Raw genomic sequence first — 25,351 nt, 5'->3', positions numbered from 1 at the left:
ATTAATCTCACCTCGAAGAATTTAAGCTTATTTAGTAGTCATATAATTAGGTATATATTGTACAATTTCTGGGAAAGCAGTAATCAAAATAACTGCAACAATCATTAATATAAAAAATGGTAAAGTTGCTTTTAAAATATACTCTATCTTCTCCCCACTAATACTTTGAATTACAAACAAAGAAAATCCAACTGGTGGAGTAATTTGTGATAACTCAACCATAAATACTAAAAATATACCAAACCATAAAGGATCAAATCCTGCCAATACAATAATTGGTAAAACAATAGGTAAAGTCATTACGACAATAGAAATACCATCCAAAATCATTCCCAAAAATACATACATAATACCAATAATCAAAATAAGTACCATAGGAGAAAGACCCAATGTTCCGATAAATTCACTAACCGCTCTTGCAATTCCTAAGAATCCAACCACTTGAGATAAAAATCCAGCACCAACTATAATAAAACTAATCATTACAGATGTTTTTATAGAATTAAGAAGAGCATGTTTCAAAATATCTAAAGAACAACTTTTAAAATATATTGCTAATATTGTAGCACCTAAAACACCCAATGCTGCAGCTTCAGTAGGAGTTGCAAAGCCACCATAAATAGAACCTAAAACAACTGTAATCAAAGATAAAATAGGAAATAAATCTTTAATAGAATGAAAATAATCATCTGAAGTATATTTATCTTCATTTTTAGGTACAACACTACTATCAACTTTTGATGCAATCATTATATAAAATGAATATAAAGTAGCAAGTAACAAACCAGGAAGAATCCCTGCCATAAAAAGCTTACCAATTGATACATCAGACATAACACCATAAATAATCATAATAAGTGAAGGAGGAATTAAAAACCCTAGTGTTCCACTCCCTGCAAGTGAACCTAAAGCTAGTGACTTTGAATATCCTCTTTTTTTAAGTTCATCTAAGGTAATCTTTCCAACTGTGGCAGTTGTTGCTGCACTTGAACCTGAAATTGCTGCAAAAAGAGAACATGCTGCTACATTTACATGAAGAAGCTTCCCAGGTATAAAATTAAGCCAAGGCATTAAGCCATTTAATAATCTAGTAGAAATAGATGATTTATATAATATCTCTCCCATCAAAATAAACATAGGTAAAGCTGCTAATGACCATGAATTTAGAGAGTCATACATTGAGGAAGCTAATAAATCCCCTATTTTGTCATATATTGAAATCATAGGAGGTAAATGATGGTCAAAAAGCAACATACCAACAATACCAGTTAGTATTAATGAAACTCCAATCCAAATTGAAGATAATAAAAATACAAACATAATACATATAATAACTATAGATAATATTAATGGATCAGTTATCATTTTTTATTCCTTTCAATACAAAACTTAAAACAGCCAAAATAAATAATATAACTCCTAAAGGCATAACCAATTGTGTTAAATACAAAGGTGTAGCAGAAACTGATTCTGATACCATTTCCATAACATAAGAATCATATGTAAATAAGACTGTTCTATGTAATATAAAAAGCAAAATAACAATTGTAATTGTTCCTGCAAATACATCAATAATTTTATTTGATTTTTTTCCCATTCTTGAAGTCAAAATATTAATTCTTATATGTCCAGCTTCATTAAAGGTATAGGCAAACCCTAAAAAGATTGAAGCTAAATACATATATCCACTATATTCATCTGCAATCATTGTAGACATATCAAAAAAATATCTAATAAATACTTCAGTTAAAATCAATATTACCAAGGATACTAATAAAAATGATGACAAATAAGCTCCCCCTAAAGAGAGTTTATTTACGAAATTATAAAACGTTTTCATTGTTTTACTTATTTTTTCATTTTTTTGAAAACAGTTTTAATTTCAGTACTTGAACCTTCTACATATTCTTTGAAAATATTTTTGATTTCTGGTTCTGCATCAGATAAATATTTTGTCAACATATTATTTGCAATAATACCTAACTGTTTATGTAATATTGGCGTAGCTTCCGCTATTCTTATACCATTTTTAGACATCACATCTAAAGCATTTTTATCTTCAACTTTAACAGCTTTCCATTGTGCTTTTTCAATCTCTGCTGAGGCTTTTAAAATCGCATCTTTCTGTGCAGAATCTAATGAATTCCAATAATCAAGATTTATAGTAACTGCTTGTAAAGGATAGGCATAATTAATCTTTGTAAAGTCAGTCAATACTTCCCAAAATTTGCCATCTTTTCCAGATGAAGATGAAGTAATTACAGAGTTAACTAAGCCAGTTCTCAAAGCAGAATATACCTCCCCCCAAGGTAAAGCAACTGCATTTCCACCTGCACTATTTACAAAGTCAGCTGAGTTTTTATCATAAGTTCTAGTTTTAATACCTTTAAAATCTATAAAAGATCGCATAATTTTATTTGAATAAAATCCAGAAGCTGGCCAAGTTACACTATATAAAAATTTTTGATTCCATTTCTTTGCAGTTTTTTCATACTCTGGTTTTGAGATTTGATATAGTCTATATGCATCATCATATGATTGTGCAATAAAAGGTAAAGCTGATATTCCAAATACTTTACCTCCACCTGATGTAAAAGGAATAAACATATCCGTCATAGCAACTGTTCCATCTTTTACAGCTTTTAAAGGATTTCCTTTAACTAAAGATGAACCAGGATGAACAGTGATTTCAACACTTCCTTTAGTATAATCTTTAACTAACTTAGCAAACTGTTCAGCACCTTTGGTGTGAAAGTTATTTGCACCATATTTTGCATTTAAATCCATCTTTACATTTCCAGCAAGCACTAAGCTTGCAAGAGAAGCAACAAGTAAACATTTTTTTAACATTGTAATCTCCTAATTTTAGATAAGGAAATTCTAATTGTTTTAAGTGAGTAATTAGTGAGTTTTTAGAGTTCTTTTAAAAAACTTTTAATTTATAACCTTCTTGTGGAATATTTATTATTAAATCTATAGGTAATCTTTGTCTTAATTCTTTTATAAAAGTTTTTAAAGCACTCATACTCATAAATTTATCTTTCCAAATGTATTCTTGAATCATACTATACGTCAAAACATTGTTCTTATTTTCAAAAAGTAATAACAAAAATTCTTTATCTCTTTTTCGTAAAAAAACTACTTCGTTTTTATAATAAAACTCTCTTGCTTTCATATTAAAATGTAATTCATCAGAAAATATTATTGTCTCTTCAAGTTTATCTCTAAAAACTTTTAAGATACCACCCAATAAACTTTCAGAAGTCAGTGGTTTTAAAATATAGTGATTGATATTTAGATTTATTAGATTTAATAGATATTCTTCATTTGAATAGGCAGTTAACATTATAATTATTGTAGATAAATCATCTTTTCTAATATCTTCTGCCATTTGAATACCATTTTTTTCTGGCATTTCAATATCTGATATTACAATATTTGGTTTTTTATCATAATATAAATAATAGCCTTCTTCTCCATTTGAAGCTTCATATACTTCTGTAAAATAGTATTTTAGAGTATTAACTAATCTTTTTCTAATACCATCTTCATCTTCCACACAAAGTACAGTATAATTTTTTAGTTGTTCTAGTTTATCATCCATATCTATGCCTTTATTTTTACTTTAAAAGAAGCTCCATCTTTTGTATTTTCTACACTAAGTTCACCACCCATGTTTTTTTCAATTATCATTTTTGACATATAAAGTCCAAGTCCTGTACCTTTTGCACTACTTTTTGTTGTAAAATATGGTTCAAATATCTGCTCTAAAAACTCTTTTTCAACTCCCTTTGCATTATCTATTACTCTTACAATTGAATAACCATCTATATAATCAACTTCTAAATCAATCTTTGGGTTTTCTATCTCTCTTTGAACTAATATATCTTTTGCATTGGACATTAGATTTAATAAAACTTGTGCAAATTCTCCTTTGTATCCATATATTTCATAGTTGCATTTTATATCTGCAGTTAGTGTTATATTATAACTTTTGATTGAAGCAGCAATTAAAGAGATAGCTTCTAAGCAAGAGTCTTCTATATAAAAATGAACTTTCTTTTTATCTGGTTTAAAAAAGTTTCTAAAATCATCTATAGTGTATGACATAAACTGTATTAGTCTATTTGATTCTTTTACTGATTCTTTTATCATTTTATCATCTGCTTCTTTGAACTTTGAGGCAGTTTCTAATTCCATTAAGATTCCTGCAACTTCACTTAAAGGCTGCCTCCATTGGTGTGCTATCATTGACAGCATTGTTCCCATGCGTGCAAGTCTAGATTGATGTAACATTGCCCTGTCTTTTTTCTTAGCTTCCTCAATAGCAACTTCAACTTTAATTTCTAGATTTTTGTTCATATCCTCTAAAAGTAACTCTTTTTTCTTTACATTTTCTTGATAACGATTAAATACTTCAGTAATTTTCTTTGACATTATAAAAGATAAAAAACCAATAAATACCATGACAAAAAAAGATATAAATACAACTATTCGAATATATTTATCTATTTTTTCTTCTAATATCCTTTTATTTTCTAAAATAGATTTTTGTATATCATCAATATATAGTCCAGCTCCTATAACCCAATTATATTTTTTATAAAGTCTAAAAAAACCTAATTTTTTTGAAAAATGTATCTCTTTTGGTTTTTGCCAATAATACTCTATAAAAACTCCATTTGGATTTTTCAAAGTTTTATTTACAAACTCTTTTGTAATAAAAGATCCTACTGCATCTTTTAAGTTTATATCATAAGTATTTAATTTGTTTTTTCGAAAAGGATGAGCTCTTAAATAATAACTTGTATCGTGTACCCAAATATAACCATGTTTTTCATACCTGATTGTTTCAATATATCTTAATATCTCATCTTTTAACTCTTCTTTTGAGAGTTTTTTATTTCTTTTTACATGGAACTCTATATAGTTGATAATATAATCTATTTCTTTTTTTAATATATTTTTTTGTTTTGCAATATATTCATTTTCAACCCAAACACTCTCTTCTTCAAAATAGTTATTTTGAGTTTTTACAAAAAAATATATATTAAAAAAAGCAATTAATATAACAGTAATTATGGGAGCAAGTATAATTAATTTTGGTATATTTTTTTCTGTAAACATAATAATCCTATTTTTCTTAATTATACTTTTTATAAGTGAGTTAAAAGTGAGTAATTAGTTTAATAACCTACTTGCTATTTTTATAAACTCATAACTTTTTTCATTGTCACCGTGTATACATAGAGTATCTGCTTGTAAAAATAGTTTCATACCATTGATACTTGTTATATAACCTCTATCTTTTAATGTTTCTATTCTCTCTAAAATATCTAATTCATCTGTGATAATTGAATCAGACTCCACCCTTGAAAGTAACAAGCCATCATCACTATAGTTTCTATCAGCATATACTTCAAACATAAGTGTGATTCCATACAATAAGGCTATTTGTTTATACTCTTCATTTTTAGATGTGGATAGGACTACTAGTTTTATATTTTTATCATATGAACTAATAGCACTCAAAATTGCTTTAAAAGTTAGTTCATCTTTCATCATATCATTAAATAGTGCCCCATGGGGTTTTACGTAAGTGATACTTTTATCATAAGTTTTACAAAATGCATTTAATGCTCCAATTTGATATAAGACAATAGCAACAATCTCTTCAAGAGAGCATACTATTTTTCTTCTACCAAAGCCTACCAAATCTTGATATCCAGGATGAGCACCAATCTCAACACTGTGTTTACATGCTAAACTAACAGCTCTACTCATTGTTAATGGATCAGAGGCATGAAAACCACAAGCAAGGTTTGCCATGCTTACATATGGCATTATCTCTTCATCTTTTCCCATCTTCCAAATACCAAAACTCTCACCCATGTCACAATTTAATTTTATATTCATACAATCACCTAGTAATTTATTGTATTTATTATAACAAATTTTATATTTATATTTTTTTCTTATGTTATTCTAATATAATTATATAAATTAAGAAAAGGTATATTTTGGTTGAATGTAGCGAAGAGATAATTGAAAAAAACAAAATTGCAAGTAATTTTAATGAAATAGCGAGTGACTTTAATGATAGTGAAAAAATCTTCAAAGATATTAATAACTGTGTGACATTTTTTGGAAGTGCAAGAATACAACAAGATAATAAATTTTGCAAAATAGCTGAAAAGTTAGCCTTCAATTTAAATAAAAAAGGTGTTAATATCGTAACTGGTGGCGGTGGTGGTATTATGGAAGCAGCCAATAGAGGTGCTTATAATGCAAATACTGCAGAATCTATTGGCTTAAATATCATTATTCCTGTTGAACAAAAACTAAATCTTTATACAACTAGAAGCCACACCTTTAACTACTTTTTCTCTAGAAAATATATGTTAGTTAAACACTCTTCATCTTGTGTAGTGTTTCCAGGTGGATATGGGACACTTGATGAACTATTTGAGATAATTATATTAGTTCAAACAAAAAAAATAGAAAAGCTAAAAATATATCTTTATGATACAGAGTTTTGGAAAAATATGCTTATATTTTTAGAAGGTACCCTAGTAAAAGAAAATATGATTAGTCTAGATGAGTTAGACATCTTAACTTTAAGTGATGACATTGAATTTATAGAAAAAGATATACTAAAACTATTTAATTAAAATTAACTAGTTTTGGTACATATGGTATTTTTTATTTTCTGCTGAGACTCTTTTTTGTTCATTTTTATAAAACTCTATTGCTTTTTGTTTTATATCTTCATTTATGCTATTTCCTAAATATTCATCTATACAATCACATAAAACTAAAGTATAAACTATACTGTTTAATAAAACACCATCTTCATCCCGTGTTAGTATTGCTAAGTCTATAGAATAAACAGCCTCTTGAAAAGTATAAAATAGTCTCATAGAACTATCATCTAGTCTGTAGGTATAACCTTTGATATTTAAATAGTTGTTATAAAACTTATCATAATACTCACTATTTGTTATCTCTATTTTATATTTATCAAAATCATCTTTTAATTTTGATATCTCATTTGCTTCTAGTTGTTTGTTTTTATATTGGTATAAAAACTGAGTTAATTCTTCAAACAATAAAGTCTCCCCTTAAATAAAATTTAAATTTAATTTCTAACTTTTTTAAATAGGATATATTTTATCCTATTTACATTACAATTCTTTTGTCATACAAACAAACTTTAGCTTTCCTTGCTATTGTCTCCTTATAAGTAACGGTGATTTTCACCGTTATTTTTTATCTATTCTTTCAACTTCTTTTCCAAAATATCTGAAAAAAACATTATTTTTCACAAGACTATAATCATATTTTATATCTGTTCTTTCTTCATTTAGGTATTTATACTCAAACTTTGGGTCTAGTGTTTTAATTATCTCAGCTGAAAGTTTTCCTTTGTTATCAATAATAAGTATATTACTATTTACTGTATATCTTTCAATAATACTTACATACTTATTCCCATCTACTTTATATGTAGATATTTCATAGTTTTGTTTTGTAAATCTATCTACTAATTTAAAAGTTTTAAATTTAAGTCTTGTTTTTAATTCATATGTAAAAAATCCATTAGCCGATCCATTCCATTGACAGTTATTTGCTAATTCTATATTTTCTACAAAAAAGTTTCCATACTCTTTACTCTTACCACTTAAAATATAAGTATCTAAAGAGCATCTTGAAAAGGTATTTTCATATTTTACATCACTAAGAAAGACTTTTTTATTTAGATTTTCTAAAGGTAAGCTAAGAGAAGAATTTTTCATATCATAATGAAAATTATTTGAAACACAAGAAGTAAATAACAATAAAATAATTGAAGCTATAATTACTTTGAAAAACATATTTATCCTTTCTTTTTCTTAATTATACATCAAATCACTCTCCACTTGCATTAAAGTATTGATTTAATGAATTTTGTTTAACTAAACTTATTTCAGTATCCAATTCATATATCTTTTTATCTGTGAATTCATATTTGTAATGGCTATCTAAAAGATTTATAAAGTTTTGATAAAGTACACCCTTTTTATCTATTAAAAAGACCTCTTTATTCACTTCCCAAATACAGATTAGATGTATGTAGCTGTTTTTTGATGTTTTGTATGTGGAGAACTCATAATGGCCAAATTCAAATCTCTCTTGCAGTTCTAACTCTTCTTTGATAGTCTTTTGTAATAAACTTACAAAGTAACCACGAGCTAAGCCATTCCAAGAACAAACAGGGTCTAAATGAATATATTCAAAATAAATATCAGGGTTATTGAAAGTATATGCATCTATAGCATAAGGATCATGCCTAGTCTTCACATCAAACTTATCAAGTGTAAAGTCTATCTTTTCATCATTTGGCAATAAAAAAGATAGCTCAGAGTTGTGTGCATTAAAACTAAATATATGACTTGACATTTGATTTAATGAATTAATAATCTTTTTAAAAAAGTTCATAGTGGCTACCTAAATAAAAGTTATTTTATTATAAGACAATAATTTATTTTATTCAAGTGCTTTTTGAAAAGATTGTAAAATTTTATCTTTATTAAACTAGCTTTATCTCTCTTAAATAGCTTTCTATCATAGGAATAAAATCTTTTCTACAAATAAGATATGTATCTAAATTAAAATCCATTTCTGTAACTTTTAATTTATCTTGATATCCAAATTTTTCTATTATTTCTCTAGAAAATAGTGCCACTCCATATCCTGATTTTACACAAGCTAAAATTAACTCATAATTTTCTAAATTAACTTTTTTATATCTATTTTCTTTTTCATCACTTAGATACTCTTCTAAAAAGATACGATTTAAACAGCCATTTTTATATGCGAAGATTGTATTTTCAGGAGTCTTATCTTTTGGCTCAACTAAAACAATATCTTCTTTTATTATATTTAAAACCTCTATATCTTTGTGATTTGGCTTTCCATTTACAAAAGCAATATCAAGTTTATAGTTAAGTAGTTGATCTATTAGATTTAAACTACTATCAACTACAAAGTCCAATTTCATATCAGGAAAATCATTATTTAATTTTTCTATAAATCTTGTAAGTCTAATAGTTGTATTTGATTGAGTTGAGCCAACTTTTAAAAGCTTTTGATAATCAACATTTCTCATCTTTAAACTAGCTTCTTCAACCTTTTTAACTATATCCACAGCATAAGGATAAAGCTTCTCTCCTGCAAGAGTTAAAATAACACCCCTGTTTGTCCTATGAAACAAATCATAATCCAAACCCTTTTCAAGCTGTTTTATTCTTAAGGTTACATTTGATTGAGTAAAGTTTAACTCCTTTGCACCTAAAGATATGCTCTTTGTGTTTGAAACAGCAATAAATACTTTTAATAAATTTGAATCCATTATATACCTTTTAAAAATTTAAAGTTTGAACAACTAAAATAGAAGCTATGATAAACAGTAGTACTTTTAATATCTTTGAATAAAATTTTGCATCTATTCTTTTTTTGAGTTTTATTCCAAAAAACAGTCCAATAGATACAGCAATTAAGCTTATCATCGATATACCAAATGACTCTTTTGTAAATGCCCCAAAATACAAAAATACACCCATCTGCCCTATTTTTGTAAAAAGAAAACATAAGTTTGATAGTTGAATAGTGTCTTTTTTTGTGTATTTCATCTCCAAGCTATACATTATCATCAAAGGGGCTACTATATTTGTAAGCCCAGATAAAATCCCACCAAAAATACCTAAGCCATAAGTTGAAGACTTGGGATATCTTGAAATAAAAGTTGCTTCTATTTTCACTAAAGATTGAAACAGATAAACAAAAATAATCAAAGCCAAAAGAAGTTTAAAATAATCAGAGTTGGCAAATATAAGTAAAACAGTCCCTATACAACTACCTATTACCATAAGAGTTATGATAAACCAAAACTTCCTCAAAGCCTCAAAAAACTTACCCTCACTCATAATACTAACAATATTTACAAGCATAGTAGGAATAAGCATATACATGATAGTAGTCTGTATATCAGTAAACATAGCAACCAAAGGAGTAGCAATCATGCCAAAGCCAAAACCAATACCACCATGAACAACAGAAGAGATACAAACAATCAAAGCAAAAGCAAGAATAAAATCAAAGTCCATATGATTACCTTTAATATTACATATAATTATTAGTAATACCTAAAGGCATTACTAATAATTATAGCTAAAAAAGATAAGTTTTGTTTTAAGAGTATATGGAATGAGTTAAATTATATTTTTGTGAGGATAGATTCAATATCATTTTTTAGTGGTTTTATCTTAGTAGTAATTATTTCCCAAATTTCATCTGCATCTATACCAAAATAATTATGAGCTACTATATTTCTAAAATCTTTGATTTTTTGCCATGGAATATCTGAATATTTATCTTTAAAAGTATCATCAAGTTTTGAAATCATTTCCCCAATAATTACAAACTGCATCATAGTAGCATCAAAATCTCTTTCTTGATGGTAAAATTCATCAGCAGATTTATACTCACGAGTATATCTATCAATTTTTTCAATTGCTTCAAGAATAGATAATAGAGATAGTCGTAATTTAGACATATTCTACTTCACTCAATATCTCTTTTTTAGCAAGAGGTTTTAAGTATTTTTCTCTAGCAATATCAACTTTGAGATTGAAATATTTTTCTAAAGTCTCTTTAAAATCAGATTTTTTATCATGAATATTAACAAGACCATTTTCAAGCTCCACAAGAATATCTATATCACTATTCTCTTTAGCTTCACTTCTAACGTAAGACCCAAAAAGCCCAAGTTTTGTGATACCAAATTTTTTAGAAAATTCATCTTTATGTTCGCTAAGATATTTAATAATATATTCTTTTGTCACTTTTAGTCCTTGTTTGATATTGTATTATAGCATATCTTAAATCTCTAAATAAAAAACTAATTATACTAATTAATAATAAATCTATTTATTACAACAAAATTGCTATAATTTATATATTCTACTATTAGGTAAATCAATGTCAACTATTCAAAGTACTAAAATATATAAGAAATTAAAAAAACTTGATGAATCTTTTGCAAATGATGTATTAAAAAACTCTAACTCTATTATTGAACTTATCAATAAAAAAACAACAATTAATTTTCCTAATTACACAAACCATGATATTAGACATTCAATTAGCATTATAAATACAATGTATGACTTAATAAAAGATAATGATGACTTTTCTGCCTTAGAATATGCCCTTATGATTTATGCAGCAATATTTCATGACATAGGTATGGCAGTAGATGATGAAGAAATTAAAAAAATTAAAAATAATAATTCCACATATCTCTATAATCAAGACTTTACATTAATTAAAGAAAATTTATTTGATAATGAAGAATTAGCTATACAAGAAGTAGTAAGAAATGCTCACGGTAAAATTGCAAATGACTTAATAAGAACCAAATACAAAGAACATTTTAAATTGTTAAATCGAAATATATATTTCGATGAACACTTAGGAATGATTTGCCAAGCTCATACAGAAGATAAAAGCTACTTAGAAAAAATCCCAACAGAAAAATCAAAAGGTAACTATACTTATAATCCAAGATTTATAGCCATATTATTAAGAGTTGCTGATATTTTAGATATAGATGATACAAGAACACCTATTGAACTTTATAATTCAATTGATTTAAATGATTATAGTAATGAAGAGTGGCAAAAAAACTTTGTAATAGAAAATAGTAAAAAAATACATAAAAGAAATAAGCTAAAAGAGATAAGGCTCGAAGGAACATGTGAAAACATAAAAGTTCATAGAAAACTTTTAAACTATATCAAATGGATAGAAAATGAATTAAGTATTTTAGTAAATATGACATCAGATATGAAAGATGAATATCAAATAAATATAAATACTGAAGTAAAAAATAACATTGAACCAAAAGGTTACACAATACCAGACTTAAAGCTAAATATGGATTATCATGCCATAACTAATTTACTTATGGGTGAAGCTATTTACGGAAGTAAAGATTTAGGTTTGAGAGAATTACTTCAAAATTCAATTGATGCAATTATGGTTAAAAAAGATAAATTAGAGATGGAAAATCATCCACTAAAAGATAGCTATGAACCAACCATTAATATTGATATTGATGAAGAAAATAATAAACTTATCATCAAAGATAATGGCATGGGAATGAATGAACATATTATTAAAAACTATTTTTTAAATGTAGGTAAGTCTTATTATAAATCAAAAGACTTTATGAACTATAATCACAATTATAATCCAATAGGAAATTTTGGTATAGGCTTTCTGTCTTGTTTTATGTTATCTAATGAAGTTCAAGTTATAACAAAATATTTTAACAGTAATAAAACATATGTGATTGATTTAGAAAAAGATAGTCAATACATAGCTTTTAAAGAGGAAGAAGATAGTAATTATATGTCTGGAACAGAAATAATCTTAGATTTAAATTCATTTTGTAATGCATTAAAAACAGATAGTTCAGAGATGATTTTTACCATATCAACATTTATAAATAATAATATACTTTTTGACAATATTACTTTATTAATTAATAATCAGGAAATAGACTTAATTTCAAAGAACAAACCTTTAAAAGCAGAGTATATAATTGATATAAGTGAATATACAAAAAACTTATCAGGTTATATTAAAATTAGTGAAAATAACTATTTTAAAGAGATTAGTTCTATTTTAGACAATATTTCATATATTTTGTATTTTGATGGGAAAGATTTCATTAAAATTAATAGTTTGAATAAATTAAATTTTAATAATATTATATATAATTTAAATCTAGAATATTTTAAAATACCTATCTTGACATATTCTGTAGAAAATGATTTTAGTGTCCTATTAGAGTCAAATCAATTTTCCATTTCTGAAGCAATAGAAACTTTAGATGATAATGGAGATATATATGAATATATATATCTATTTATAGATAAATCATGTCAACGTGACTCAGGAATACATAGAGGGGGAGATGGAAATGATATTATTTTTTGGATTACAGATGAAGAAGGGAAGGACACTGATTATTTTTTAAAAGATGTGATAGACGCCTTAAATTTAAACACGAATGGTTCAACACCAGTATTCATTAGGGATAATATATATACAATATGCTTAAATAATAAACTACTACCTTTTAGTAAAAGTAAATATTATTTTAGTAATTATAACTTTTATATAAAAAATATAAAAATCAAGGGAGAAATTAATTTAAATAATCGTGCAAATTTTATTAGAATTATTGACATGTTTATTAATATAAAAGACAACAATTTAATTTCAAATATTTCAAGAACAAAATTAACAAATGATTCATTTGAACTATTTAGTTATAGTATAAGAAAAATCATACATGAATTTGCATTAAATAATTTTAAACTAACAAAAGAAAATAAAAAATTATTAAAAGAATTTAACTCTATTTTTTATTCAAAAGATAGTATTTTATTGAAATAAAAGAACTAGTTGTATGTAGATTCAAGGCGCGGATAGTTTTTATTGAAGAAGCTTACATGATGAAAGTAAGTGACTGAAAGAAAAACTATTTGCAACGCAGAAGATGCGTGCAAATAGTTCTTTTATTAAAGTGCTTTTGCTGTGATTCTATTAAGTCTTTGCGCAAACGCCACTGCATCAGTAATTTCCATACCTTCAGATAATTTCGCTTGGTCTAATAGTACCCATGATACATCTGCAATAAGTGCATCATCTGGACAACCGTTTAGTTTTTTAACTATATCGTGCTCTGGGTTGATTTCTAGGATTGGAGCACCTTCTGGCATCGCTTGTCCCATTGCTTTCATCATTTGCATCATTTGAGCCATTTGTGCATCACCTGTATCTTTTGTAACACAAGATGGTGATTCACTTAATCTGTTAGTTACTTTTACATCTTTAACAGCTTCACCTAAATTGTCTTTGATTTTTTTAGTGATTGATTCAAATTTCTCTTCAACTTCTTTTTTCTCTTCTTCACTTTGCTCTACTTTTGGAGCTTCACAAGAAGTAATATCTTTAAATTCCCACTCTTTATAAGCTTGTAATCCTGGAGTGATGATTTCATCAATCTCTTTATCATCACAAAGTAATACTTCAATATCATTTTTCTTATAAGCTTCTAATAGTGGCGAGTTTTTCATTACATTTTCATTTTCACCAATGATATAATAAATAGCTTTTTGTTCACTATTAGCTCTTTCTTTATAGGCTTCTAATGAAGTCATTTTACCGTCTTCTGTTTTTGTTGATTTATATCTTAATAAGTCTAAAATAGCTTCTTTATTTGTGAAGTCTTGGTAAGCACCCTCTTTTAAAGCTCTATTATATTGAGCTACAAATTCAGCGTATTTTTCTTCATCTTTAGATAATTTTTTGATTTCATTTAAGATTTTTTTCACTGAACCTTGTTTGATGTTTGCCATTACTCTATTTTCTTGTAAGATTTCTCTTGAAACGTTTAATGGTAAATCTTCACTATCAATAATACCTCTTACAAATCTTAAGTAAGTTGGTAATAACTCTTTTTCATCATCTGTGATAAATACTCTTTTAACATAAAGTTTAACACCTGGTTGATAATCAGCTCTATACATATCCATAGGAGCGATTGCAGGGATATAAAATAGTGTTGTGTATTCATTTACACCCTCAACTCTTGTGTGCATTGTAAGCATTGGATCTGTTGAGTCATGAGAGATTGATTTATAAAAATCATTGTACTCTTCTTTTTTGATTTTAGCTTTTGGTTGCATCCAAAGAGCTGTTGCTGCATTTATTTTTTCGTGTCTTTTTTCAGTTGTTTTTTTAGCTTCTTTTCCAGCTTTTTCATCTTCTTCACTTAACTCTTCACTCACTTCTTCTGAATAGTTTAAGAAAATTGGATAAGCAATATGGTCAGAATATTTTTTTACAATATTTTCTATTCTTGGTTTACTTGCGAACTCTTCTGCTTCTTCATCTTTTAATTTAATATAAATAACAGTTCCAGTTGATTCTTTTGTACAAGGTGCTAAGTCAAACTCACCTGTACCATCACTTGACCATTTATATGCAGTCTCTTCACCTGCTTTTCTAGAGATAACATCAACATGTGAAGCTACCATAAATACAGAATAAAAACCAACACCAAATTGTCCAATAAGGTTTGAATCTTTTTTAGCATCACCAGTCATTGCCTCAACAAATGATTTTGTTCCTGATTTTGCGATAGTACCAATTGAAGCAATTAAGTCTTCATTATTCATACCTACACCATTATCTGAAATAGTTAATGATTTATCTGCTTCATCAAAAGAAACATTAATCTCACCAGCCCAATCTTCAGGAAGTGCTGATTTGATTGATTCGTCTGTTAGTTTTAAATAGTTTAATTTATCAATTGCATCACTTGCATTTGATACAAGTTCTCTAATAAAAATCTCTTTATTTGAATATAAAGAGTGTGTCATTAAATGTAATAATTGTCCAACTTCTGTTTGAAATTGATGTTTTGCCATGAATTTCTCCTATAATTTTTAGTTTTTGTAAGAGAAATTTTATCAAAACTTTATAAAAGGAAGCTAAAGTTTTAGTAATTTTTAGCACTTTTAAGTCATAAGTGCTAAATTTGTCTTTAATTATCCACTTTTATGATTTTGTTTCTACCAGTTTCTTTAGCTTCATAGAGCGCTTTATCCGTGAGTGCATATACATCTTTTACTGTTGATTTACTATCAGGCTTTATAACTTTTATACCTAAAGAGATAGTTACATATTTGGAAGCTGTATTTTTATTATGTTCAATTTTTAAATTTTCAACTTTTTGTTTTATACTTTCTACTATTTTTAAGGCATCTTCTTCTTTTTTAATATTAAACAACAATCCAAACTCTTCTCCACCTAATCTAAAAGCGTAATCAGAAGCTCTTTTCATACTATTAGATAAAACTTTTGCAACTTTAATTAGAGTTTTATCACCTTCTTGATGTCCATAGCTATCATTGAAATCTTTAAACTTATCAACATCTATCATTACAAATGACAATAAAATATTATTTCTAGTTGAAATATTTATCAGTTTTGGGAAAACTTCATCAAAATATCTTCTGTTATAGATATCTGTTAGGGCATCATGTCGAGAAATCTCTTCTATTCTTTTTTCACTTGAAATATCTACAAGTATATTGTTAAACCCAGTTACCTTATAGTTATTGTCAAATATCGGTACTATTTTTGATGTAAACCATTTTGTCTTTTTATAATTTGTTAGAGTTTTTATTTCACCTTCCCAGTTTTCTCCACTTTTTAAAGTAACTAAAACTTTCTTTTTTTCAAAGTTATCATTATCTTTATATATGTTTTTTGAGATTTCAAAAAATTCTTCTTTTGAATAGCCAAATATTCTCAAGAATGCATTACTTACATCAACAAAGTTAAAATCAACGTCTAATGTTGCACTAATAATATTTTGGTCAATCAAATGTAAATATTTTTTTGTCTGAGTATCTTTTTTATTTAAATTACGAATTAAGAATCCAAACATTGAAACTATTATAAATAAAATTATTGTAATTGTACTTACGATAAAAACAATTGCTTCTTTTTTACTTTCTAGTGTATTTGCATGAAAAAATATTGCTTTATTATGTGCATAATCAATCAATATTTCAACTTGTTTATTTAAATACTTTATATGCTCTTCACTAACATTCTCGTTTATCTTAATAATATCTTTAAACTCTTTTTTTCTAGCTTGTGTTATTATTTCAGCTCTTATTGGTTTCCAACTTTTAAAGGCATTGTAACTTTTTTGTATATCATTTTTATCCCCTAAATATCTGTCAAAAATCTTTTTAAAATCCTCATAAACAACTAACTCTTTATCATCTATTTGTTTTATTAAATTATTTAATTCCTTAGATGTGTTAGAGTGAATGATATCTTTCATATCATTTTGAATTGATAAAATATTTGATTGGATATTTTTTGTAGCATTTGTAACTGTAAAGGGATGATTAAAAAGTTTTTCAGATAAATCTGAAAGTTCTAACATCTTGTAGATTGATACAACTGTTAGAAGAATTAATAAAATAATAGTAATACTAAAGCTTAAGATGATATGTTTTTGCAAATAAGTAACCCATGAAATTTAATTAATTTTTTTTTTTAAGTTAGTATTATAGCAAAAAAAAATTTGATTATTAAAAAAATAGCTATAAAATGATAAACTTTTATTTTAAAAGGATAAATAATATGAATAAAAAACAATTTCTAGAAGATTCAAAAAAAATATATGAATACCTTAATACTCAAAAAGATGAAATAAACAAATTAGTATCTGCCTTAGAAGATAAACAATACGATAAACTAACGCTAATAGATGATTTTGCAAAAAGTTTAGATTTACAGATGAGCGATGACCTAAGATTTGCACTAGTTACAAGAATAGTAAATCTAAGAGATGATTCTCTTGTTCAAGTATTAAAAAAACTAGAACTTAATGAAAAAGAAGTCATAGAGTTACAAGAAAAGGCATACCTTTTTGTAAAAGAGTATTGGCATAAAAGACATAAAAAGACTCTTGATTTTATAAAAGAGAACAATCTTTTGACACCTTTTTATCAAGCTATTTTTGAAGGTGTATATAATGTGGGAATCAAAATGTCATCATGGCAAAGCTCATGGACAGCACATATTATAAATGGTATCAATAAAGAACTATTAGAAAAATTTGATGGTGATGAATCAAAAGTTTTTGATTACCTTGAGACAAACTCTTTGTTTGACTTAGGACATAATTCAATAAGTGCTGATAGGTCATACTCTGCTTTAGTTAAAAAAGGTGATGGGTATGAAAGTCAAGCTTACATAAAAGCTTTTAAAACACAAACAACAGAAGTAATAAATGCCCTTGAAGAGTTTGAAGATAGTCTTTTAGAACATGAAGATGATATTTTTGGTCACAAATGGGACTATATTTTATATATCCAATCACTTATCTTAGCTTTTGCAGAAGATGAAAAGAACTCGCTAGTTGACAAATGGGCAAATGTAGATAGAGCTTGGATGAAAATAAAATCACCTATTCAAATAGGACATCCACTAGAATACTATGAAGACCACTTTAGAAAAGCAGTAGCCTTAGAGTGGGATATAAGATTTACAAATCCAGAATTTGCACAAAATGACCACAGAGTAAATAAAATCAAATCAGCTTTTGCAAATATATTTAGTAGTTTTGAAGAAAACTCTACATATAAAGACATCTATGATTTCTCGCTAAAATCACTGGACAAAGTTCAACTATATATTGGTAGACCTGCTATATTTTTTGGGGCTGAACTAAATGGACTATTTTCAGCACAAGTTGTACCAAATGATGAGATAGTATCACGTGAAGAAGGGAAAAAGATATTTGCCTTTGCAGATGAGATTTTACAAACTAGTCGTGCTAAGCCATTTTTGCGTCTTAGTGCTGAAGTCTTTGGAAATGAATTTTTAAGTGAAGATAGAAAGTTTTTATTCAAAGAAACATCATCATGGCATCAAGTTTATGATATCACTACTATTGGACATGAGTATGGACATATTTTATGGTGTGATGATGAAACAGAAACAGTGATGAATAAAACTGGAAACTTTAAAAATATAGAAGAGTTTAAAGCAACAACTGGTGGACTTGTATCCTTTTTCTTAGATGAAAGCAGCGATGAAAAACATCTACAAAAACAAGTTTTAATTGATAGTGTTAAAAGAGCAGTTGGACTTATGGCTTGGATGGAAGTTGACGAAGTACAACCTTACTATTGTGAAGGCTTGATTCATCTAAATGGTCTATTTGAATCACAGGTTCTAAGCTTTGAAGATAAAAGATTAACAATTGACTTAAGTGATGAAAAATATGAGACGCTTAAATCATGGTATATTAAGACATATAGTGATTTAGCAAAACACTATTTAGATAAAAAAGATGCAACGCAATTTTTAAATAAGTTTGCCAAAAAAGATGGAAAATATTTTATGCCAATAGATAAAAATATAAATGAGTTTGTAAAGTATTACTTTGCAAGATATAAAGATATTGGTCAAGAGTTAGATACAAGCGATAAAAAAAGCAACTACATAAAATAAGAGAGTTCAACTCTCTTATTTAGGCTACAAAAAGACAATTTTACTAGATATACTACTTTTATAAAAGGATATATCATGAAAGTATTACTTACAGGGTCTACAGGATACATTGGAAGAAGATTAAAACATAGACTTTTTCAAGATGAAAATATTGACTTAAGATTATTAGTTAGAGATAAAAAATCTATCTCATCTAAAATAATTGAAAAAGTTGATGTTCATGAAGGTGATACTTTTCATGTAGAGAGTTTAAAGAAGGCTTTAAAAGACGTTGATACTGCATTTTACTTAATCCACTCTTTAAATAGAAAAGACTATAAGGACCTAGATAAAATTTCTGCACAAAACTTCTTAGATAGTGCCATATCTTGTGGAGTAAAAAGAGTGATATACTTAGGTGGTCTTGGAGTTAAAAATGAGCATACAAGTGAGCATCTTCTAAGTCGTCTTGAAACAGGTGAGATTCTAAGTTCAAGTGATAAAATACAAACTATCTGGATAAGAGCTGGCGTGATTATTGGCTCAGGAAGCACTAGCTTTGAAATAATAAGAAATCTAACAGAAAAACTTCCTATCATGACAACACCCAAGTGGGTAAATACTAAAGCTCAGCCAATTGCTGTTGATGATGTACTTTCTTATCTTTATTCATCAATATATCTAGAAGAAAAAGAAAATATCACTGTGGATATTGGCTCAGAACAATTAACATATAAACAAATGATGGAAAAAACTGCTCTTGCTTTAGGACTAAAAAGATATATTATTCCTCTGCCATTTTTATCTATTACCTTATCTTCTTATTGGTTAAATCTATTTACTCCTGTGCCTTATGGAGTTGCTAAAGCTTTAATTGAAGGACTAAAATCTGAAGTTGTAATACAAAATGAAAATGCAAAAAGATATTTCCCAAATATAAAGCCAATATCATATATAGACTCTGTAAAAAAGGCAATAAGAGAGATACAAGAGAATCAAGTTTTAAGTAGATGGAGTGATCGATATGGTAAAGCTTGGGATAAAAACCACACAAAAGAGCTAGCAGATGCTGTATTTGTAGATAGAAGAGTTGAAGACATATCAGAGTATTCCCAAGAAAAAATATACAAATCTTTTATCTGTATTGGTGGTGATTTGGGTTGGTTTGATTATGATTTTTTATGGAGAATACGAGGTGTTATTGATAAAATAATTGGAGGAGTAGGACTAAAAAGAGGAAGACGTGACCAATTTAATCTAAGAGTTGGGGATAGTTTGGATTTTTGGAAAGTAATTGATGTACAAGAGAATAAAAGACTTTTATTATATGCTCAAATGAAGCTGCCAGGGACTGCTTGGCTTGAGTTTAAAATAGATGGTAATAAACTTATACAATCAGCTTATTTCTATCCAAAAGGTCTTTGGGGAAGAGTTTATTGGTATATGTTAGTACCAGTTCACTATTTTGTTTTTAATAATATGATTAAAAGTATTATTAAAAAAGCTTAATGCTTTTTTTCTAAGGCTTCTGGTTTCCCAAAATAGTAACCTTGGGAGTAATCAACACCCATTTCATTTAGTAAATTAAAGATAGTTTCATTTTCAACATATTCTGCAATAGTTAGAATATTTTGTTTTTTGGCAAAGGAAACGATTGTTTCAATAATATTCTTACTATAGTCATCTTTTTCAATATTTTTCACTAAAGAGCCATCTATTTTTAAAATATCAGGTTCAAAGTCCAGCAATCTCTCGAAGTTGGAGTATCCTGCACCAAAATCATCGATTGCAATCATAACACCTTTTCTTTTTACCTTTTTGATAAAATACTTAATACTTCTAAAATCTTTTACATTTTCATCTTCAAGTAACTCAAAAACTATTCTGTTATTTTGTTCTTTATATTTATCAAGTAAAGTAAATATCTCTTCTCTTGTTTGCTCTTTCTCTATGTCTAAGGCAGATAAGTTTATAGATAGTTTTGTGTTTACAAAATCTAACATTTTAAATGAATTTTCTAAAACTCTACTAGTAATTTTATTATAATAATTACCTTTTTTAGAAACATTTAAAAAATCAAAAGGAGATATAACATCTCCATTTTCATTAATCAATCTAACCAAAGACTCATATTTTTCTATCTCTTTTGTTCTATTATTAATAATTGGTTGAAAGTAAGAGACTATTTTATAGTTATCAAGAGCTATTTTAACCATCTTAATAATTTCAAAGTTCTTTTTAGCTTCTTGATTTATTTTTATAGATGAATCATTTGAATAGTTTATTACCTTATTCTTAGCTATTGCAACTTCTAGTCCAGCTTTTGCATCCTCATAAAGACTATATTTTCCACATGAATAGCTAAGAATAATATTTAAATCATACTCTATACCATCTATTTCTAAAATAGAATCTGTTACATTTTTTACAAAGTCTTCAAGATAGTCATGTAAATTAATTTCTAATTTCTCAAAATTTCTATAATCAGTTAAAAGAGCATATCTTCCATCACCCAAGGTATATACATCTTCAAAAATAAATGAGGCAGGCAAATAAGATACTAAATTTGAGGCAAAAGTTTTTTCAACTTGATCAACTTTTACTATATTATAAAACTTTTCTAACATATCAAACTCTTGAATTTGTACTAAAATAAGAAGTGATAATTTATTTAATTCTATTTTATTAAGTAGGTGTTTTTTATCATCTAAAATAAGATTTAAACTATCTCTAAAAGCAATAAATTCAACTATATTGCCATCTGTATCTAAAAGAGGTTTTATAGTAGCCTTCATATAATAAATTTTGCCTGTTTTTGAGACATTTTTTATTATACCGTGCCACTCTTTTTTCTCTACTTTTATTGTGCGCCACATATCTTTATAAAATTCATCTGGATTATCTTTGTATTTTAAAATGTTGTGGCTCTTACCAATTAGTTCTGCTCTGTTATATCCAGTGATATTACAAAACTTATCATTTACATAAGTAATATTTCCATCAATGTCAGTCTTTGATATGATAGTACTGTTATCAACAATATCAACATATTGGTTTAAATAATTAACATTATTTAATAACTGAAATTTACAACTTAATTTATCTGTGATTTTTTCTATTACAGTGTTAAACTGTACTAAGTCTATTGGTTTAAAGATATACCCATCTACTTCCAATTTCATACTTTCAAGTAAATAATCATGACTATCAAACTCTGAAAAAAATACTATTAAAACATCTTCATATCTTTCTTTTATTTTTTTAACAAGTTCTATTCCAGCATAATTAGATATTTTGATATCTACAAGTATAAAATCGAAATGATTTTTTTCAAGGTTTAAAGTAGCATCATCACTACTAGTTGATACTACTATGTTTTCAAAATAGTTTTTTAGTATTTCTAATGCAGATTCAATATAATCATCATCACTATCAATATATAAAACTTTTATCTTTTCTATTTGATACGAAGTTTCAACTATTTTAGAAAACACTATAACCCCACTTTATAATTATCTTGTAATTTATTACTATTTAATTTCAAAAAAACTTATATTATTTTTTATTTTGACATAAATTCTCTTAAATTATTGCTATCCTAGTACTTTCCTAAGACTAACTCTTTAGTTGCTAAAACATTATTATTTGAATCCACAATTGAGATATCTACTGTATAGGTATTTCCCTTACCTCCAGAACATGGTGCTAAATATGCCCCTTCTTTTTTATTAAATCTAGTTCCAGTATGAGAGTTCACTACTTCAAAACCTTCATCTAAATCAAAAGTTTCACCTATTTGTGGTGGGATTTCTATGTTATTTGTTTCATCTTCTATTTTATGAGATAAAATACCATGTCCTCCATTATCCATCTTAACAAATGTTTTATCATTAAATTTCAAAATGACTTTATTTGCACCATCAGGTAGATTTTCAATATATAAACTGGGAGTGCTACCAGCTTCTATATTATAATCAGAGCAAACTTCATCAATAGGAACAACCTTGCCATTCCATTTTTCATCTACAAAAGATACATCAATATCAGCTGCCACCAAAGATGTACTAAACATAAGTGAAGCAACAACAGCACTTGCAAAATAAGAAACTATTTTCATGTAAACTCCTTAAAATATTTATTAAATTATATCACAGATTTTTATTTAAGATTTATTTTGTAAGATAAGTTTTTATAAAAAAGGTAGATAATGAATTACAGTATAACAGAAGCACAGTTTGGACAAAGACCAAATGTAGATTTGCCAAATCCTAAGATTTTAGAGACCTTAGGAGAAGATGGCATGAGAGATATGATTGCTAAACACTATGAGTTCTTAGTACAAACAGAGATAAAAGGCTTATTCCCTCCTACAAAAGAAGGTTTAGATGCTGCAAAAAAACATGCAGCTGATTTTTTTATACAAATTTGTGGAGGACCTAGATATTTTGATAAATCAAGAGGAGCTCCTAGAATGGTAGCTAGACACTCACCATTTAGAATTGATTCAAAGGCTAGAATTATTTGGCTTAAAAATTTTGCAAAAGCAATAGAAGAAACAAATTTAGATGAAGAACTGAAAAAATCGTTTTGGAACTATATTGATATTTTTTCTATTTGGATGGTAAACTCTAGTGATAATCCCCAAGGAGTATTTAAAACCTAAGCCTTGTATGCTTTAGCTATTTTCCAATAGCTAAAGCATATAATACCATTGTATTTTCTCCTATGAACTCACACACTTCATCATCATAATAAGCCCCTATTCCGCTACAACCATATCCTAAATAGTTTGAGGCCAAATAGAGTCTGTGTCCTATGATTCCTGCTTTTTGATAGGCAGCTTGATAGTTTTTTGACTTTGTTGTTAAAAAAAATGTTACAGCAGAACTTTTTCCTAAATCTTGCTCCAAACATAAGTATCCAGCTTTTTGTTTTAAATCACCCTCTTTTATAATCTTTTCATCAAGATAAAGACCTAAAATCATATCTTTAACCCTATTTATCACATAATATATTTCAACATCTTCTTCACAATCACTTATGATATTGTCTTTGATATTTTTCATTATCATTTCAAACTCTATTTTACTCATAGATCCTTGAGTAAAGTCTCTAATTGATCTTCTATTTAAAATCGTTTCTTGAAAAACTTCTTTGTTATAATTGAAACTTGCAGGAGTACTTTGGGCTTGTTTATTTGTAATAAGTAGACTATCTTTGTAGCCTTTTTCAATTAACTCATTTTCTAAAAAATCTCCAGTAGGAGATACGTAGTCTAATTTAAAATCTATTTTTTCAACATCTTTATTAGTTGAAAAGCTCACCACAAATGCAGAAGTAAAAAATTCATCCCTATCAAAGCCAAACATACTGTTTAAAGACTCTTTATCAAAGTCATATCTTATCTCATAAGACTTTGAAAAAGTGTATGCAGAAGCTTCCAATGCTCCTAAAATATGTCCAGCATCAAGCAGACAATACCTATATCCTCTATTTTTATACTTCCAAGAAGAGCGATAATAAACAGATGAAACTAAAAAGATAAATCCATTTTGTTTTTTTTCATATCCTAGATATGGTTCTAATCCATCTTCTTCAATATTTGCTAATAATTCTATAGAGTTTGTGCCACTGTCATAATGATAAATCCCATCATCAATGTCTTGGTTATTTCTGCTTTGAAAATATATTTCATTGGGATAGAGTGCCCCTGCACTAGGATTTACTCTTAGATAATATTCAACTCCAGGATAAGTTTTTTTAGCAGTTATTCCTGCACTTTGGTAAATAAATCTGTGGTTCTCTTTTTCTAAGTCTAAAAGAACTTTTTTCTTTTCATAATAAGGCTTAAATCTTGAAGGAGGGTTGTTCCAATCTATTCTGTTAGGGTTACTTCTAACAGAATAGTATGAGTGTTTAGTTTGCTGATGATATTCAAAAAAGTCTTGAAACAATTATTTACCTTTACTTGTATTAAGTCCTGGTTTTTCAGGAGTACCTACATAATCAGATACTTGATTATTATCATATTTAAAATATGAATAAATAGCCCCAAATACAAGAAGACCTATAACTACAAGTCTTACTGTGTTTCTTTTATCTTTTGACTCTTTTCCTTTAAAATCATCTATTTTATCTAAACTTGGTTCATCATTTATATTACTTTTCATAATAAATCCTTTTTAAGTTTTCTTTTATTATACAAAATAATTAT

The 25,351-nt window shown here is 27.2% G+C and carries 24 protein-coding genes; 5 read left to right on the top strand and 19 right to left on the bottom strand.

Annotated features, from left to right (window positions below):
• Nucleotides 1-27 precede the first annotated feature (27 nt).
• The 6 genes from ACNI28_RS12000 to ACNI28_RS11975 form a co-directional block, all read right to left on the bottom strand.
• Nucleotides 28-1,365, bottom strand: coding sequence for a TRAP transporter large permease (locus ACNI28_RS12000; RefSeq protein WP_419764486.1), 1,338 nt, complete (start codon nucleotides 1,363-1,365; stop codon nucleotides 28-30).
• The gene (locus tag ACNI28_RS11995) at nucleotides 1,355-1,840 is read right to left on the bottom strand and encodes a TRAP transporter small permease subunit (RefSeq protein ID WP_419764485.1); all 486 of its coding nucleotides are present in this window, start codon (nucleotides 1,838-1,840) and stop codon (nucleotides 1,355-1,357) included. The genes ACNI28_RS12000 and ACNI28_RS11995 overlap by 11 nt, the downstream gene beginning before the upstream one ends.
• 8 nt (nucleotides 1,841-1,848) lie before the next feature.
• The gene (locus ACNI28_RS11990; RefSeq protein WP_419764484.1) at nucleotides 1,849-2,850 is read right to left on the bottom strand and encodes a TRAP transporter substrate-binding protein; all 1,002 of its coding nucleotides are present in this window, start codon (nucleotides 2,848-2,850) and stop codon (nucleotides 1,849-1,851) included.
• A 73-nt stretch (nucleotides 2,851-2,923) separates the two neighbouring features.
• Nucleotides 2,924-3,604, bottom strand: a complete 681-nt coding sequence (locus tag ACNI28_RS11985) for a response regulator transcription factor (RefSeq protein WP_419764482.1) — start codon at nucleotides 3,602-3,604, stop codon at nucleotides 2,924-2,926.
• Nucleotides 3,605-3,606: 2 nt separating this feature from the next.
• Complete coding sequence (locus ACNI28_RS11980) at nucleotides 3,607-5,127, bottom strand: cache domain-containing protein (RefSeq protein WP_419764481.1); 1,521 nt, start codon at nucleotides 5,125-5,127, stop codon at nucleotides 3,607-3,609.
• A gap of 54 nt (nucleotides 5,128-5,181) precedes the next feature.
• Nucleotides 5,182-5,916, bottom strand: coding sequence for a 5-oxoprolinase subunit PxpA (locus tag ACNI28_RS11975; protein WP_419764480.1), 735 nt, complete (start codon nucleotides 5,914-5,916; stop codon nucleotides 5,182-5,184).
• A gap of 104 nt (nucleotides 5,917-6,020) precedes the next feature.
• Here ACNI28_RS11975 and ACNI28_RS11970 point away from each other — a divergent pair, with 104 nt between their 5' ends.
• Nucleotides 6,021-6,671 (top strand): LOG family protein, encoded by a 651-nt coding sequence (locus tag ACNI28_RS11970; RefSeq protein WP_419764479.1) that lies wholly within the window; start codon nucleotides 6,021-6,023, stop codon nucleotides 6,669-6,671.
• A 6-nt stretch (nucleotides 6,672-6,677) separates the two neighbouring features.
• Here ACNI28_RS11970 and ACNI28_RS11965 read toward each other — a convergent pair whose 3' ends face one another.
• The 7 genes from ACNI28_RS11965 to ACNI28_RS11935 all read right to left on the bottom strand — a co-directional run bounded on the left by ACNI28_RS11965 (nucleotide 6,678) and on the right by ACNI28_RS11935 (nucleotide 10,883).
• Complete coding sequence (locus ACNI28_RS11965; RefSeq protein ID WP_419764478.1) at nucleotides 6,678-7,109, bottom strand: hypothetical protein; 432 nt, start codon at nucleotides 7,107-7,109, stop codon at nucleotides 6,678-6,680.
• Between the two features lie 153 nt (nucleotides 7,110-7,262).
• Nucleotides 7,263-7,874: a hypothetical protein gene (locus tag ACNI28_RS11960; protein WP_419764477.1), complete on the bottom strand. Its 612-nt coding sequence runs from the start codon at nucleotides 7,872-7,874 to the stop codon at nucleotides 7,263-7,265.
• 34 nt (nucleotides 7,875-7,908) lie between these two features.
• A complete protein-coding gene (locus ACNI28_RS11955) occupies nucleotides 7,909-8,478 on the bottom strand; it encodes a hypothetical protein (RefSeq protein ID WP_419764476.1) in 570 nt (189 codons plus the stop codon).
• Between the two features lie 91 nt (nucleotides 8,479-8,569).
• A complete protein-coding gene (locus tag ACNI28_RS11950) occupies nucleotides 8,570-9,391 on the bottom strand; it encodes a LysR family transcriptional regulator (protein ID WP_419764475.1) in 822 nt (273 codons plus the stop codon).
• Between the two features lie 10 nt (nucleotides 9,392-9,401).
• Entirely contained in the window at nucleotides 9,402-10,145 is a 744-nt protein-coding gene (locus ACNI28_RS11945) for a TSUP family transporter (protein ID WP_419764474.1), read from the bottom strand.
• Between the two features lie 110 nt (nucleotides 10,146-10,255).
• Nucleotides 10,256-10,594: a HepT-like ribonuclease domain-containing protein gene (locus ACNI28_RS11940; protein WP_419764473.1), complete on the bottom strand. Its 339-nt coding sequence runs from the start codon at nucleotides 10,592-10,594 to the stop codon at nucleotides 10,256-10,258.
• Entirely contained in the window at nucleotides 10,587-10,883 is a 297-nt protein-coding gene (locus ACNI28_RS11935) for a nucleotidyltransferase family protein (RefSeq protein ID WP_419764472.1), read from the bottom strand. Before ACNI28_RS11935 ends, ACNI28_RS11940 begins: the two co-directional genes overlap by 8 nt.
• Nucleotides 10,884-11,019: 136 nt before the next feature.
• On the opposite strand from ACNI28_RS11935, the gene ACNI28_RS11930 reads away from it, so the two are divergent.
• Nucleotides 11,020-13,506, top strand: a complete 2,487-nt coding sequence (locus tag ACNI28_RS11930; RefSeq protein WP_419764471.1) for an HD domain-containing protein — start codon at nucleotides 11,020-11,022, stop codon at nucleotides 13,504-13,506.
• Nucleotides 13,507-13,631: 125 nt separating this feature from the next.
• Here ACNI28_RS11930 and htpG read toward each other — a convergent pair whose 3' ends face one another.
• Both htpG and ACNI28_RS11920 read right to left on the bottom strand, forming a co-directional pair.
• Nucleotides 13,632-15,545 carry a molecular chaperone HtpG gene (gene htpG, locus ACNI28_RS11925; protein WP_419764470.1) on the bottom strand — a complete coding sequence of 638 codons (1,914 nt, stop codon included), beginning with the start codon at nucleotides 15,543-15,545 and terminating at the stop codon, nucleotides 13,632-13,634.
• 116 nt (nucleotides 15,546-15,661) lie between these two features.
• Nucleotides 15,662-17,158 carry a sensor domain-containing diguanylate cyclase gene (locus tag ACNI28_RS11920; RefSeq protein ID WP_419764469.1) on the bottom strand — a complete coding sequence of 499 codons (1,497 nt, stop codon included), beginning with the start codon at nucleotides 17,156-17,158 and terminating at the stop codon, nucleotides 15,662-15,664.
• Nucleotides 17,159-17,280: 122 nt separating this feature from the next.
• Here ACNI28_RS11920 and ciaB point away from each other — a divergent pair, with 122 nt between their 5' ends.
• Together ciaB and ACNI28_RS11910 are read left to right on the top strand one after the other, a co-directional pair.
• Complete coding sequence (gene ciaB / locus ACNI28_RS11915; RefSeq protein ID WP_419764468.1) at nucleotides 17,281-19,158, top strand: invasion protein CiaB; 1,878 nt, start codon at nucleotides 17,281-17,283, stop codon at nucleotides 19,156-19,158.
• A gap of 75 nt (nucleotides 19,159-19,233) precedes the next feature.
• Complete coding sequence (locus ACNI28_RS11910; RefSeq protein WP_419764467.1) at nucleotides 19,234-20,646, top strand: SDR family oxidoreductase; 1,413 nt, start codon at nucleotides 19,234-19,236, stop codon at nucleotides 20,644-20,646.
• Here ACNI28_RS11910 and ACNI28_RS11905 read toward each other — a convergent pair.
• Together ACNI28_RS11905 and ACNI28_RS11900 are read right to left on the bottom strand one after the other, a co-directional pair.
• The gene (locus tag ACNI28_RS11905) at nucleotides 20,643-22,631 is read right to left on the bottom strand and encodes an EAL domain-containing protein (protein WP_419764466.1); all 1,989 of its coding nucleotides are present in this window, start codon (nucleotides 22,629-22,631) and stop codon (nucleotides 20,643-20,645) included. The two genes, ACNI28_RS11910 and ACNI28_RS11905, sit on opposite strands and share 4 nt — an antisense overlap.
• 104 nt (nucleotides 22,632-22,735) lie before the next feature.
• Nucleotides 22,736-23,254 carry a hypothetical protein gene (locus ACNI28_RS11900; RefSeq protein ID WP_419764464.1) on the bottom strand — a complete coding sequence of 173 codons (519 nt, stop codon included), beginning with the start codon at nucleotides 23,252-23,254 and terminating at the stop codon, nucleotides 22,736-22,738.
• Between the two features lie 90 nt (nucleotides 23,255-23,344).
• On the opposite strand from ACNI28_RS11900, the gene ACNI28_RS11895 reads away from it, so the two are divergent.
• Nucleotides 23,345-23,800, top strand: coding sequence for a globin domain-containing protein (locus ACNI28_RS11895; RefSeq protein ID WP_419764463.1), 456 nt, complete (start codon nucleotides 23,345-23,347; stop codon nucleotides 23,798-23,800).
• A 16-nt stretch (nucleotides 23,801-23,816) separates the two neighbouring features.
• On the opposite strand, the gene ACNI28_RS11890 is transcribed toward ACNI28_RS11895, so the two are convergent.
• Entirely contained in the window at nucleotides 23,817-25,091 is a 1,275-nt protein-coding gene (locus ACNI28_RS11890; RefSeq protein WP_419764462.1) for a SagB family peptide dehydrogenase, read from the bottom strand.
• Nucleotides 25,092-25,307, bottom strand: a complete 216-nt coding sequence (locus ACNI28_RS11885) for a hypothetical protein (protein WP_419764460.1) — start codon at nucleotides 25,305-25,307, stop codon at nucleotides 25,092-25,094. It abuts the gene before it with no gap.
• Between the last annotated feature and the right edge of the window lie 44 nt (nucleotides 25,308-25,351).

The organism is Arcobacter denitrificans (SeqCode) (assembly GCF_048571185.1).
Classification (GTDB): Bacteria; Campylobacterota; Campylobacteria; order Campylobacterales; family Arcobacteraceae; genus Arcobacter; species Arcobacter denitrificans.
The sequence above is the reverse complement of the archived record's forward strand: the minus strand, read 5'-3'. Positions and strand labels throughout refer to the sequence as shown.